Source organism: Mesorhizobium sp., from assembly GCF_041661565.1.
In the GTDB taxonomy this organism is placed as follows: Bacteria; Pseudomonadota; Alphaproteobacteria; order Rhizobiales; family Rhizobiaceae; genus Mesorhizobium.
The window spans coordinates 17605-30708 of record NZ_JBAZUD010000050.1; the positions used below are offsets into that span (position 1 = coordinate 17605).

Here is a 13104-nt window from a genome sequence, read left to right on the forward strand (position 1 = left end):
GGCGTTCGGCACCGGGAGGAGCCTTACTTGATATAACCGCCTTCGGTCATCGTCGCCGTGGCTGCCTCCTGCGCCTGCTTGAGCGCATCGTCGACGCTGGACTGGCCGGCAAGTGCCGCCGAGAACAGCTGGCCGACGGTGGTGCCGAGGCCCTGGAACTCAGGAATAGCGACGAACTGCACGCCGACATAGGGCACCGGCTTCACAGTCGGATGCGTCGGATCGGCGGCGTTGATCGAGTCCAGCGTCATCTTGGCGAAGGGAGCCGCCTTCTGGTACTCGGCGTTGGCGTAGAGCGAGGAGCGTGTGCCCGGAGGAACGTTGGCCCAGCCTTCCTTGGACGCGACCAATTCGGCATAATGCTTGCTGGTCGCCCAGGAGACGAACTTCTCCGCCGCGTCGGCCTTCTGCGTGCCGGCCGGGATGGCCAGCGACCAAGCCCACAGCCAGTTGCCACGCTTGCCGAGGCCGTTGTCGGGCGCCAGCGCGTAGCCGACCTTGTCGGCGACTGTCGAGTTCTTCGGATCAGAAACGAACGAAGCCGCCACCGTGGCATCGATCCACATGCCGCACTTGCCCTGCTGGAACAGAGCCAGGTTCTCGTTGAAGCCGTTGGACGACGCGCCCTCGGGGCCGTCGGCCTTCATCATGTCGACGTAGAACTGCAGCGTGTTCTTCCATTCCGGCTGGTCGAACTGCGGCTTCCAGTTCTCGTCGAACCAGCGTGCGCCGAAGGAGTTCGACATGGCGGTCAGGAAGGCCATGTTCTCGCCCCAGCCGGCCTTGCCGCGCAGGCAGACGCCGTTCACGCCATTGGCGCGGTCGGTCATCTTGTCGGCGGCCTGCTTGATGAAATCCCAGGTCGGCGCGTCCGGCATCTTCAGCCCTGCCTTGTCCATCAGGTCCTTGCGGTACATGACGAAGGAGCTCTCGCCGTAGAAGGGCGCGGCGTAGAGTTTGCCGTCGACCGAAAGACCGCCGGCGATGGCCGGGATGATATCCTTGGCGTCATAGTCGTCGCCGAGCTTGTCGAGCGGCAGCAGCCAGCTCTGCTTGGCCCAGATCGGAACCTCGTAGGTGCCGATGGTCATCACGTCGTACTGGCCACCCTTGGTGGCGATGTCGGTGGTGACGCGCTCGCGAAGCACGTTCTCTTCGAGCGTGACCCAATTGAGCGTGATGTCCGGGTTTGCCTTGGTGAAGTCTTCGGTCAGCTTCTGCATGCGGACCATGTCGCCGTTGTTGACGGTGGCGATGGTGATGGATTCGGCGTGTGCGGCAAAAGCGAGAGCGCTGGCCGACAACAAGCCCAGGGTGAGCGTGCGCAGTTTCATCAAATTCCTCCCATGAACCAAGATGAGCATTTGCCTTGGCTTTGGGCAATTACTCACTTGCCGTGAATTATGTCAAGCCGGATTCGATGCTGCAGCGCAGCACCGGGCCCTCCGAAGGACGTGTCAAAGGGAAGTATCTGGGACGGGTCACGTCACCGACAGATCCGCCGCTACAGGACAGGGGCTCAGCATCACCGCGGGTTCGAAGGCTTCTTCAGCCTGCGATCTCGGCCAGCAGCCAGTCGCGGAAAGCGCGGATCTTCGGCACGTTGCGGCGCGCCTGGGGATAGACCAGCCAATAGGCGTGGCCATCGTCGCCAACCAGGTCGAAGGGCTGGATGAGGCGGCCGTCGGCCAGTTCCGCCTTGAACAGCGCCCGGGTCAGGACTGCCACGCCATGACCGGCGATAGCCGCATTGGCCTCATAGGCCTGCGCGCCCATGCTGCTGCCGGGGCGCTCGGCAAGGTCGTGCGAGTGTACGCCGGCCGCCGCGAACCACTGCCTCCACCAGATGTCGCCGGGATCGAGGATCGGCAGCCGCAACAGGTCGGCGGGCTCGTTGACGCCGCCGATGCTCGCCGCCAGTTTGGGACTCAGCATCGGCGTGAAATCGGCATCAAGCAGCTTATGGGCCTCGAGCCCCGGCCATTTGCCGGCGCCCGAGCGGATGGCGAGATCCACGTCCTCGCGGGCGAAATCGGTCAGCCGGCTCGACGTCTCCAGCCGCACGGCAAGCGCTGGATGGGCGATCTGGAACGAACCCAGATGGTGCGCCAGCCAGTTCGAGGCAAAGGTCAGCACCGTGGTGACGCACAGCAGCCCGTCGGCGCCGCCGCGCGCCGCAGCATAGGCTTGGCCAAGAATGCCGAAGGCCTCGCTGACGGCGGGCGCAAGCCGCTGTCCGGCCTCGGTCAGCGCGATCTGCCGCGGCCGCCGCAGGAACAGCGGCGCGCCGACGCGCTCCTCAAGCACCTTGATCTGATAGCTGACCGCCGCTTGCGTCATGCCCAGTTCCTCGGCGGCCTTGGTGAAGGAGAGATGCCGCGCCACCGCCTCGAACACCCTGATCGCTTGCAGCGGCGGCAATTGCGAAACCTGTCGCGAGCCAAGGTCCGGCATAAAGCCTCCTTATGGGTCGTTATCGACGTTCAATTGGCAAGCGAGGCCGCCAAGGCCGACATTGATCGTCAACCCGTCATTCGGGTTCAGGATAGCGGAGGATGACGATCATGACCATCGCACGGCAAGAATGCCCTTCTACCCCCGATCATCGCTGGTTTTCATGGCTCGGGGACGGTTTCCGCTGGTTCGCGCCAAAGAGACGGGCGCATCTCGATATCAGGGACCTGTCGCCGCACTTGCTGCGCGATCTGGGCTTCCTTGATGGCAATGACCCCTGCCGACGCCACCGATAGCCTTGCCTGGCTTATCGCAAATCCGTTGCAGAATCCGGCTCGGTGGCGCGCGTCCGGCGTCAGTCGCCAGCCAGCAGGGCCGTCGCCGTTCGTTCGTCGGTGATGAGCCCGTTGACCAGCCGCCGGTTCACCGCCGCCAGGATGCCCGGCAGCTTGCGCTCGCCCATCGCCAGCGCGATGACCAGCGACTTCTCGCGTGACGGCAGCGACGCCGACGACACGCGGTCGTTGGTGATGCCCTCGATCATGCGGCCTTCGCGATCGAACACCCAGCCGACGATCTCGGCGATACCGCCGGCCTTCTGCAGCGCCTTCAACTCACTTTCCGAAATGAAGCCGTCCTCGTATAGCGGTGCCCTTGGGCCGAGGTCGCCAATGCCGATGAAGGTGACGTCGGCCTCGGCGGCCAGCGCCAGGGTCGGCTGGATCATCGGCTGGTTGAGCAGCATTTCTCGCTCCGCCGCCGAGGAGGCGATGACCGGCAATGGCATCGGGAAGGACCGCGCCTTGACCCTGTCGGCCATGGTGAAGATGACGTTGTAGAAAGCGGCCGAGCCATCGGGGGAGATGTTGCCGGTCAACGACACCACCTTGTGCTGCGGGCATTCCATCGGCGGCAGCTGCTCGATCGCCGCCTTCAGCGTGCGCCCGGTGCCGATCGCCATCACGATCGGGGTCGGCGAGCGCAACCGCCGCTCGATCTCGGCGGCAGCGGCCTCGGCGATGCCGATGGTGGTTGAAGACGAATTGGGATCGCTCGGCACCACCTCGACCAGATCGAGCGCAAAACGGGATTTCAGCCGGGCAGCCAGATCGAGGCAGTTGGCGATCGGATGGTCGACGCGGACCTTGATCAGGCCTTCCGACACCGCCAGCGACACCAGCCGCTGCGCCGTCTGGCGCGAGATGCCGAGCGTGGCGGCGATCTGGTCCTGTGTGTTGCCGGCAACATAATAAAGCCAGCCGGCGCGCGCCGCGTCATCCAGCCTGTTGTTGCCGCCATCCTGCCGGGCACTCACGCACTGTTCCTCCCGAAACCGCCGGTCATTGCGACGGTGTTTGCCTACTGTTGCAGGGAACACCCGACTGCGCAATTGTCAATCTCCAGGGCAATTGCTTGCTCACATGGCGCACTCGGCAACAAAGATTTCCTGACCCAGAGACGTCCGCGTCGGTGGACAGTACGCGGCCATGGTCCCCGTGGATGTTACGTTCTACTGTCCGCGAGGTTTATCTCGCCGCGCAAACCCTTTAAGGGATCGCGAAAAGGAGCCTTTCATGACGCCGAAAGCGGTTTTCTGGGATATGGACGGCACGCTGGTCGACAGCGAGCCGCTGCACGAGGCAGCGCTGGTGGCTGCCATGCGCAATGTCGGCCTGGTGCCGCCCGCTGACCTGCACGAGCGGGTCCTCGGCGTCGCCGCCTGGCCGGTCTATGAAATGATGCGCGACGAGTTCGGTCTCGACCTGCCGTTCGACGACTGGATCATCCGCAAATACGAGCATTACCTGCCCCTGGTGGAGGGCCTGCGGCCGCGCCCCGGAGCGATCGAGATCTTCAACGAATTGCGGGCAAGAGGCGTGCAGCAGGCGGTGGTGTCGAATTCTGACCGGATGATCGTCGACGCCAATTTGCGCATGGTTGGTTTGACCTACCCCGGCATGAAGACGATCAGTCGCAATGACGTGCGCGACGGCAAGCCGCATCCCGAGCCGTTCCTGCGCGCCGCCTATCTGGCCGATGTCGATCCCGCGCATGCGATCGCCGTCGACGACAGCTGGCCGGGCGCCCTGGCCGGGCTGGCGGCGGGAATGAAGACCATCTTCTGGCCGGAAAAGCCGATGGAAGGCCCCGCGGGCGCCATCGTCATCAACAGCGCCGAGGAATTGCGCCGAGAAGTCGGACTTTGATCCTCAGTTCCGGTAGACCGGCTCCTGTTCGTCGAGGATCGCCTTCAGCTCGCTGAGATGCCGCTCGGCCTGGCCAGGGTAATCTTCCTGTTCCACCGCCGCCTTTTCGGCGATCGCATCGGACAGCACGCGCAAGGGACGGCCGGTCCACAGCGCCTTGATGTAGGTTTCGGCCGCGCGCTCGAAATAGAACATGCGGTTGAAGGCATCGGCGACCGTATCGCCGATCACCAGCACGCCGTGATTGCCCATCACCATCACCTTGACCTTGGGATCGGTGAGGAGCTGCGAGCAGCGTTCGCCCTCTTCCTCGAAGGCCAGCCCGCCATAGTGGGCGTCGACGACATGGCGATTGAAGAAGATCGCCGAATTCTGATCGATCGGCGGCAGAGTTGAATCCGCTAGCGAGGCCAGCACGGTGGCGTGGATGGAATGGACATGCATGACGCAGCGCGCGTGGCGCACATTGCGATGGATGGCGCCGTGCAGGCCCCATGCGGTCGGGTCGGGCGCGTTCGGGCCGGAGAGTGTGTCGGGATCGTTGGCATCGACCAGCAGGAGGTCGCTCGCCTTGATGCGCGAGAAATGCACCTGGTTGGGGTTCATCAGGAACTGCGTGCCATCGTCGTTGACGGCCAGCGAGAAATGATTGGCCACGGCCTCGTGCATGTTGAGCCGCGCCGTCCAGCGGAAGGCGCAGGCGAGATCGACGCGCTCGTCGTAAAAGGGCAGGTTGGTCAGCGGTTCCTTTTGCAGGCGGGCAATGCTCATCGAATATCCTCCGGTTTTGGCCAGAATGCCGCGACGCCGGGCCGCCGGCAACGGGTTTTGGTTGGTGCAGGGAAGTTGTTGCTGTCAGGCCGCGTTGCTGGCGGCAGTGCCGGCTCTCAGCCCGCCCTGCTCGACGATGAAATCGATGACCTCCTGCAGCCCCTTGCCCCGTGACAAATCGGTGAAGCCGAACGGCCGCTTGCCGCGCATGCGGCCGGCGTCGCTCTCCATCACGTCCAGATTGACGTTCACATAGGGCGCGAGATCGCTCTTGTTGATGATCAGGAAGTCGGAGCGGGTAATCGCCGGGCCACCCTTGCGCGGGATCTCCTCGCCCTGGCACACGGAGATGACATAGAGCGTCAGATCGGCAAGATCCGGGGAGAAGGTGGCGGCCAGGTTGTCGCCGCCGGATTCGATGAAGACAATGTCGAGATCGGGGAATTTCTTGTTCATCTCGGCGATCGCCTGCAGGTTGATCGAGGCATCCTCGCGGATGGCAGTGTGCGGGCAGCCGCCGGTCTCGACACCCACGATGCGGTCCTCGGGCAGCGCCTGCAGCCGCGCCAGCATCATGGCGTCTTCCTTGGTGTAGATGTCATTGGTCACCACGGCGATCGAGAACTCGTCGCGCAACGCCTTGCAGAGTTTCTCGGTCAGCGTCGTCTTGCCCGAGCCGACGGGACCACCAATGCCGATGCGCAGCGGGCCATTCTTCTGTGTCATGCGGGGAACTCCGTGATGGCGAGGATAGCAAAGCCGAGCCCGATCAACAGGCAGAGCGGCGAATAATAGCGGACATCGAGCTGCGCGAAAGGCTGTTCCGGCGCCAGCCGCCGCCACCAGGGCGTGAAGCCGGCAATGCCGCGACCAAGGAACACCAGCCCGATGAGCAGCGCGGTGGCCGCGAGGCCCACGGGCGGAAAGGGCGAAGCAAAGACGCCTTCGAGCGCCAGGGGCCACAGCGTCGCCAGGCACAGACAAGCGGCAACGGCAAAACTGGCGAAGGGCGTCGGCATCTCGTCGACACCACGAAAGCCGACCACGGCATGGGCGCAAGAGGCCGCATCCTTGCCCGGCCAGATGCCGCCAATGCCCCAATAGACATGCAGCGCGGTGATCAGCAGCAGCACGAAGGACAGGGCAAAGGCGAGGACGGTCATGAGCGGAACAATCGCGAATACTGGGTTTCGTGCTTCATCGCCATGACGTCCGAGACGAAGGCGCAACCGCCGAGATCGTCCAATGTCGAGCGGGCGGCGCGAGCGGCGGTCGACAGTGCCAGCGGTTCGAAGCCGGCAAGCAGCCTCGCGGCCTCCCTCTGGCCAACCACGCCGAGCCTGATGGAAGCCTGGGCGAGGTTGGAGAAGAAGGCTTGCAGGAACGCGGACAGCGCATCCTGGAGCGCGATGCCGTTGCCGCCGGCAATGGCGCCCACGGCGACGCAATAGGCGCATTCGGCCGGCAATCGCTCCAGCACCGGGCTCGGCCACGCCGACGCGGCCTGGAGGAACGCGGCGCCTTGCAGCATGGTTTCGCCGTGGCGCTCGCGCGAGCCGGCGAGCGCCTCGGCGAGGCTCGATGCCTCGTCGAGATCGCCGGCGCTGCGTGCCCGGCGCCAGCTTTCGGCGAACAGAACCGCATCGTTCCAGCCCGAGCCCATCTCGACCAGGGTTTCCAGCCAGCCGGCAAGGCTCCCGGCATCGTCGATCAATCCGTCATGCACCGCGCGCTCGAGGCCGTGGCTGTAGGAAAAGCCGCCGACCGGAAAGGCAGGCGACAGCCATGCCATCAGCCGCAGCAGCGCGATGCTGGAAGGCTGGTCAGTCATGGTCGTGGTGGTGGCCGGCATGGCTGTGCGAATGGGATTCGCTGTGCGCGTGGGAGTGTGCCTCGCCGTGCGCATGCGCATGCGCCTCGGCGTGGCCGTGGCCATGTCCGCCCTGGCCGGAATAGGCGCCACGCACCGGCTTGAACGGTTCGGAGACGTCGGTGACCGTGGCGCCCAGCCCCTCCAGCATCGCCTTGATGACATGGTCGCGCAGGATCAGGATGCGTCCGGCCTCGATGCCCGCCGCGAGATGGCGGTTGCCGATATGCCAGGCGAGCTCCGCCAGATGCACGGCGTCACGGGCGCGGATGTCGTAGACATCCTCCGGCGCCGCGGTGATCTCGATATGGCGGCCATCCTCCAGCACCAGCCGGTCGCCGTCGTTCAGGGCCACGGGTTCGGGCAGATCGACCAGCACCTTGCCGCCGTCTGACAATTCGATGGCGCGGCGGCGCAGATGCCGCTCGTCATGAGGGAGAACGGCACGACCGTATGGCGCCTCGGCTTTGGCATCACCAGCAGGCAGAACGGAGACGGCGCGCGGGAATTTGGTGAAGTCGGTCTTGATGTCGAGCTTCATCGAAGGATCCTCTTTTGGTATGCGACGGGTGGCATCCCACCGATGCGACGTGACCGCTATCCGTTTTGCGGCAAACCTAGACCATCCCCCGCAGCCGCCCAATGCCGGTCAGACGATCGTGTCGAAGAGCCGCAGGATGAACGAGATCTGATAGATCAGCGTGCCGGCGACGAAGGCGATGTGAAACCGGCGGTCGCGCACCAGGATGGCGGCAATGCACAGCGCGACAAAGATCGGCGTTCGGAACAGATATTCGCTGCCGAAGCGGGCGAAATGCTCCGGCCCTTTCAGCAGCGTGTCGATCACGTCGAGCAGATAGGTCGCCGCCAGCAGGCCGAAGAACCAGGCGCGGCGCGAATAGAAGAAATCCTCGTAGCTGGTGTAATCGAGCATCGAATCCGGGAACAGCAGCGCGCAGAGCAGGAACAGTGTGATCGCATAGAAGATGATGAACAGGTACTTGCCGAAGGTCCAGGTCTCGATCGCGTAGAGGCCAAACTCCCACCACCAGAAATGCACCAGCATCAACAGCACCGAGGCGACCCAGGCCAGATGCACGGGATAGAGCCGATACTGACCGGGATGCTGGACGATGCGCGCCAGTCCCGACAGAAGACGGGTGACGCCAAGGCCGATCACCATGCCCATGACGATGCGGATATGCGGGAAAATGTCGTGGGCTGAGGCGATTTCGGAGGCCATGTCTTGTCACGATGCCGCTTTTTATGGCTCGCATATTGCGGCGCCCAGTGACCAGCCGCAACGGATTTTACACCGGCGGCTGGATCACTGATCTCAAGTCAAAACAGAAAATACCTTTGCGCCATCGGCAGTACCGTCGCCGGCTCGCAGGTCAACAACTCGCCATCGGCGCGGACCTCGTAGGTTTCGGGGTCGACCTCGATATGGGGTGTCGCGTCGTTGAGAACCATCGAATGCTTGCCGATGCCGCCACGGGTGTTCTCGACGGCCACGAACTGTTTGTCGACGCCAAGCCTGCCATGCAGCCCGGATTCGAGAGCGGCTTTCGAAACGAATGTTACCGATGAATTGGTTCTGGCCTTGCCATAGGCGCCGAACATCGGCCGGTAGTGCATCGGCTGCGGCGTCGGGATCGAGGCGTTGGGGTCGCCCATAGGGGCGGCGGCGATCATGCCGCCGATCAGCACCATGTCCGGCTTGACGCCGAAGAAGGCCGGATTCCACAGCACGAGATCGGCGCGCTTGCCGACCGCGATCGAGCCGATGTCCTTCGACAGCCCATGCGCGATGGCCGGGTTGATCGTGTATTTGGCGATGTAGCGGCGGACGCGGAAATTGTCGTTGTTGCCGGTTTCCTGCGGCAGCGAGCCGCGCTGGCGTTTCATCTTGTCGGCGGTCTGCCATGTGCGGATCGCTACCTCGCCGACGCGGCCCATCGCCTGGCTGTCGGAGGAAATGATGGAGAAGGCGCCGATGTCGTGCAGGATGTCTTCCGCCGCGATGGTCTCCTTGCGGATGCGGCTTTCGGCAAAGGCGATGTCCTCCGGGATCGACGGCGACAGATGGTGGCAGACCATCAGCATGTCCAGATGCTCGGACAGCGTGTTGACCGTGTAGGGCCGCGTCGGGTTGGTCGAGGACGGGATGACATTGGGCAGCCCGCAGACCTTGATGATATCGGGGGCATGGCCGCCGCCGGCGCCTTCGGTGTGGAAAGCGTGGATGGTGCGGCCCTTGATCGCCGCCACCGTGTTTTCGACAAAGCCGGATTCATTCAGCGTGTCGGTGTGGATCATCACCTGGACGTCGTATTCGTCGGCGACCGACAGGCAGCAGTCGATGGCCGCCGGGGTCGTGCCCCAGTCTTCATGCAGCTTCAGCGAGCAGGCGCCGCCCAGCACCATTTCCTCGAGGGCCGCCGGAAGCGATGCATTGCCCTTGCCCGACAGGCCGATGTTCATCGGGAAGGCGTCGAAGGACTGGATCATGCGCGCCATGTGCCACGGCCCCGGCGTGCAGGTCGTGGCCAGCGTGCCATGCGCCGGGCCGGTGCCGCCGCCCAGCATGGTGGTAATGCCTGACATCAGCGCTTCCTCGATCTGCTGCGGGCAGATGAAATGGATATGCGCGTCGAAGCCGCCTGCGGTCAGGATCTTGCCTTCGCCGGCGATGATCTCCGTGCCGGGACCGATGATGATGGTGACGCCATCCTGCGTGTCCGGATTGCCGGCCTTGCCGATCGCGGCGATGCGGCCATCCTTGAGGCCGATATCGGCCTTGAGGATGCCGGCGGAGGCGTCGACCACCAGCGCATTGGTGATGACGGTGTCGACCGCGCCCTGCGCACGCGACACCTGGCTCTGCCCCATGCCGTCGCGGATGACCTTGCCCCCACCGAACTTCACCTCCTCGCCGTGGACGGTGAGGTCCTTCTCGACCTCGATGAACAATTCGGTATCGGCCAGCCGCACCCGGTCGCCGACCGTCGGGCCATACATCTGCGCATAGGCGGCGCGGCTAATTCTGGCCATCAGCGATTGCTCCCGAAATGCGGTTTGAGTGAAGCCGGCTCGCACATTGCCGCCATCCAATGGTCACGCAATGACCCGCCAGGCGACACCTTGTGTGCCGATTTGGAGGTTGAGGTTGCGCGGTCACCCCCAAACAACCTTTTGCCAATTCGATGGAAGGAAAATCCATGCGCAAAACGATGATTCTTGCAGCAGCCGCCAGCCTGATGCTGGCCGGTGCCGCCAATGCCCAGCAGCAGACCACGCCGCAGCCCTCTCCAGCCCCGACCGCGCCTGCCCCGAGCGCCCCCAAGGCTCAGGCACCGGCGATCCAGAGCGTCAGCATCATCGAGTTCACCGATCTGCCGCAAGCCACCCAAACGCAGGTCAACCAGATCATCGCCGAGCGTGGCGATGCCGGCCTGCGGACGTTGCGCGGTTCGATCGACGCGACGCCGAAGGTGAAGTCGGCGCTCGAGGCCAAGGGCCTCACCTCCGCCCAGGTTATCGCGGCCAGCATGCAGCCCAACGGCGCCCTGACGTTGATCACCAAGAAAGCGAGCTGACGTCACGATGCGGCGGCGGGCCCATGTCTGGCCCGCCTGCCGCGTCAAGGAGCCGGAAGCGCTCGCCGCCGTCGGGTTCACAGCTTTCCCATCACCTTCTGCCGGAATCCGTAGACCTCGCGCTTGCCGCCCAGCGGCACCAGCGTCACGTCACGCTCCTGCCCCGGTTCGAAGCGCGTCGCCGTGCCGGCGGCGATGTCGAGCCGCATGCCGCGTGAGCGCTCGCGGTCGAATTTCAGCCCCTCATTGGTCTCGAAAAAATGATAGTGGCTGCCGACCTGGATAGGCCGGTCGCCGCTGTTCGCCACCTTCAAGGTGACTGTCGGCAGGCCCTTGTTCAGCTCGATGTCGCCGTCCGCCGTTATGACTTCGCCCGGGATCATCATGTCCCTCACAGAACGCCGAGGACGAGGCCGGCGCCGACGGCCGCGCAGCCCGCCCCCGCGGCGCGGGCGAAGCCGCGAGACCGCGCGCCAAGCCCCAGCCCGGCGGCGATGCCGGCCGCATGCAGCAGCGCCGTCACCATGGCGATGCCGGCCATGTATTCGAGCCCGCCGGCATTCTCGGGCACTTCGGTGCCGTGGGCGTGGCCGTGGAACAGCGCGAACAGCCCGATGATGGCGACGCCCGCCGAGACGGGCAGATCAACCGCGAGCGCCACCAGCAGCCCGAGCACTACCACCGAGGCCAGTATGCCCGGCTCGACAAACGGCAGTTGCACCTGAGCCATGCCGAGCGCGGCGCCGGCCAGCATGACGCCGACGAAAGCCGCGGGCCATGCCCAGACCGCCTTGCCGCCCTTGAGCGCTGCCCACAGGCCGACGGCGATCATCACGGTCATATGGTCGAGGCCCGACAGCGGATGCATGAAGCCGGCGGCGAAGGAGGATGTGGTGCCGATGCCGACATGGGCATAGGCCGGCATGGACGCGGCCATCAGGAGGATCGCCGAGAGGTACAGGCGTTTGGCGGACATCATCTATTTGCCTTTCGTTCGCGTGCCATGTTTGTTCAGGCGGCCTTGCGGGCCGGGCCGCAGCCTTCGGCCTTGAGAACGCGCAAGGTCGAGGCAGGATGTTTCTTCAGCATCGCCGCCGGCCGGATGGGCCGCGACGAGAAATTGCCGCCGCAATTGGGGCAGACGCCGCCCAGTATGTTTTCGGCGCAAGCAGCGCAGAAAGTGCACTCGAAGGTGCAGATCAATGCATCCGCCGCGTCCGGCGGCAGGTCCTTGTCGCAGCATTCGCAGTTGGGGCGCAGCTCCAGCATCGCTTCTCTCCTCGGCTCACCGGATCGGTTCGTGCACGGTCACCAGCTTGGTGCCGTCGGGAAACGTCGCCTCGACCTGCACGTCGTGGATCATCTCGGCTATCCCTTCCATCACTTGCGCGCGGGTAACGACATGGGCGCCGGCTTCCATCAGCTCGGCGACCGGGCGGCCGTCGCGAGCGCCCTCGACGACGAAGTCGGTGATCAGCGCGATCGCTTCGGGATGATTGAGCCTGACGCCGCGTTCGAGCCGCTTGCGCGCCACGATCGCCGCCATGGCGATCAGCAGCTTGTCCTTTTCCCTCGGCGTCAGGTTCATGCGTTTTCCCGGGCTTGCGTGGACAGAGTCACAGTGACCATAATTTGGGCAGCCCCGCCCTTCCGTTGAGCAGTTCGACGAGTGGAACCAGCCGTTGGCGCAGCCGGTAGCCGTCCCCGGCATAAAGCCTCGCAAGAAGCTTGCCAGATTTCTTCACGCTCCAGAAGCTTGCGCTCCCATCGCCGTCGATGATTTCCCGGACCGGGTCGAGCAAAGCCTCCGCCCCTGGCGACACCAGCAGCACCGTCGCGATGGCGATCGCGCCGCTGGCGACAGAAGGGCGACCGAGCGCTGCCGCGATATCGGGCCCGATGCGGAAATCCTCGGCATGGATGAGCGAGCCGGCCTGACTGACGCGCCATCGGTCATGGAAACTGCCCTGCGCGGCACGCTCGCCCATTGCCAGGCGACCGAAGACGGTGGCCTCCAGCACCAGCGCCTCGGCTCCGGCGGCAAGGTCGACGTCGAGCGTGCGGGCAAAGGCCGCGCGGTCGAAGACGATGGTTTCCTGCGGCAGCCAGGCGACGCGGCCGTTTTCGGCGACGCTCAGCCTGACCCGAACCTCGGCGCGATCGGAGGCGGCTCGATAGACTTTCTCGCAGGCCTGGGTCGTGA

General features: G+C 64.7%; 18 protein-coding genes. 3 read left to right on the plus strand and 15 right to left on the minus strand.

Going from position 1 to position 13104, the window contains the following annotated elements:
* Positions 1-23 precede the first annotated feature (23 nt).
* Positions 24-1334, minus strand: a complete 1311-nt coding sequence (locus WC739_RS11360) for a sugar ABC transporter substrate-binding protein (protein WP_372953125.1) — start codon at positions 1332-1334, stop codon at positions 24-26.
* A 214-nt stretch (positions 1335-1548) separates the two neighbouring features.
* On the minus strand, positions 1549-2454 hold the full coding sequence (gene gcvA, locus WC739_RS11365) for a transcriptional regulator GcvA (RefSeq protein WP_372953126.1): 906 nt from the start codon (positions 2452-2454) through the stop codon (positions 1549-1551).
* 110 nt (positions 2455-2564) lie between these two features.
* On the opposite strand from gcvA, the gene WC739_RS11370 reads away from it, so the two are divergent.
* Complete coding sequence (locus WC739_RS11370) at positions 2565-2750, plus strand: hypothetical protein (RefSeq protein WP_372953141.1); 186 nt, start codon at positions 2565-2567, stop codon at positions 2748-2750.
* Positions 2751-2809: 59 nt separating this feature from the next.
* Here the strand turns inward: WC739_RS11370 and WC739_RS11375 are convergent, their stop codons facing one another.
* On the minus strand, positions 2810-3769 hold the full coding sequence (locus tag WC739_RS11375) for a sugar-binding transcriptional regulator (protein ID WP_372953127.1): 960 nt from the start codon (positions 3767-3769) through the stop codon (positions 2810-2812).
* Positions 3770-4028: 259 nt separating this feature from the next.
* On the opposite strand from WC739_RS11375, the gene WC739_RS11380 reads away from it, so the two are divergent.
* On the plus strand, positions 4029-4661 hold the full coding sequence (locus tag WC739_RS11380) for an HAD family hydrolase (RefSeq protein WP_372953128.1): 633 nt from the start codon (positions 4029-4031) through the stop codon (positions 4659-4661).
* A gap of 3 nt (positions 4662-4664) precedes the next feature.
* Here the strand turns inward: WC739_RS11380 and WC739_RS11385 are convergent, their stop codons facing one another.
* From WC739_RS11385 to ureC, 7 genes are all read right to left on the minus strand, one after another.
* Positions 4665-5432, minus strand: coding sequence for a class II aldolase and adducin N-terminal domain-containing protein (locus WC739_RS11385; RefSeq protein ID WP_372953129.1), 768 nt, complete (start codon positions 5430-5432; stop codon positions 4665-4667).
* A gap of 84 nt (positions 5433-5516) precedes the next feature.
* The gene (ureG, locus tag WC739_RS11390; protein ID WP_372953130.1) at positions 5517-6158 is read right to left on the minus strand and encodes an urease accessory protein UreG; all 642 of its coding nucleotides are present in this window, start codon (positions 6156-6158) and stop codon (positions 5517-5519) included.
* Positions 6155-6595, minus strand: a complete 441-nt coding sequence (locus WC739_RS11395; protein ID WP_372953131.1) for a DUF3995 domain-containing protein — start codon at positions 6593-6595, stop codon at positions 6155-6157. The genes ureG and WC739_RS11395 overlap by 4 nt, the downstream gene beginning before the upstream one ends.
* Positions 6592-7263, minus strand: a complete 672-nt coding sequence (locus WC739_RS11400) for an urease accessory protein UreF (RefSeq protein ID WP_372953132.1) — start codon at positions 7261-7263, stop codon at positions 6592-6594. Before WC739_RS11400 ends, WC739_RS11395 begins: the two co-directional genes overlap by 4 nt.
* Positions 7256-7843, minus strand: coding sequence for an urease accessory protein UreE (gene ureE, locus WC739_RS11405; protein WP_372953133.1), 588 nt, complete (start codon positions 7841-7843; stop codon positions 7256-7258). Before ureE ends, WC739_RS11400 begins: the two co-directional genes overlap by 8 nt.
* A 108-nt stretch (positions 7844-7951) precedes the next feature.
* Positions 7952-8545, minus strand: coding sequence for a hypothetical protein (locus WC739_RS11410; RefSeq protein WP_372953134.1), 594 nt, complete (start codon positions 8543-8545; stop codon positions 7952-7954).
* Between the two features lie 98 nt (positions 8546-8643).
* Positions 8644-10356, minus strand: coding sequence for an urease subunit alpha (gene ureC / locus WC739_RS11415; protein ID WP_372953135.1), 1713 nt, complete (start codon positions 10354-10356; stop codon positions 8644-8646).
* A 167-nt stretch (positions 10357-10523) separates the two neighbouring features.
* On the opposite strand from ureC, the gene WC739_RS11420 reads away from it, so the two are divergent.
* Complete coding sequence (locus WC739_RS11420; RefSeq protein ID WP_372953136.1) at positions 10524-10901, plus strand: hypothetical protein; 378 nt, start codon at positions 10524-10526, stop codon at positions 10899-10901.
* Between the two features lie 77 nt (positions 10902-10978).
* On the opposite strand, the gene WC739_RS11425 is transcribed toward WC739_RS11420, so the two are convergent.
* From WC739_RS11425 to WC739_RS11445, 5 genes are all read right to left on the minus strand, one after another.
* Complete coding sequence (locus tag WC739_RS11425) at positions 10979-11284, minus strand: urease subunit beta (RefSeq protein ID WP_372953142.1); 306 nt, start codon at positions 11282-11284, stop codon at positions 10979-10981.
* A gap of 8 nt (positions 11285-11292) precedes the next feature.
* Complete coding sequence (locus WC739_RS11430) at positions 11293-11880, minus strand: HupE/UreJ family protein (RefSeq protein WP_372953137.1); 588 nt, start codon at positions 11878-11880, stop codon at positions 11293-11295.
* Between the two features lie 32 nt (positions 11881-11912).
* Positions 11913-12170: a DUF1272 domain-containing protein gene (locus tag WC739_RS11435; RefSeq protein WP_372953138.1), complete on the minus strand. Its 258-nt coding sequence runs from the start codon at positions 12168-12170 to the stop codon at positions 11913-11915.
* A gap of 16 nt (positions 12171-12186) precedes the next feature.
* A complete protein-coding gene (locus WC739_RS11440) occupies positions 12187-12489 on the minus strand; it encodes an urease subunit gamma (RefSeq protein ID WP_199648108.1) in 303 nt (100 codons plus the stop codon).
* A gap of 28 nt (positions 12490-12517) precedes the next feature.
* The coding region (locus WC739_RS11445; protein WP_372953139.1) for an urease accessory protein UreD at positions 12518-13104 on the minus strand (587 nt) is incomplete at its 5' end.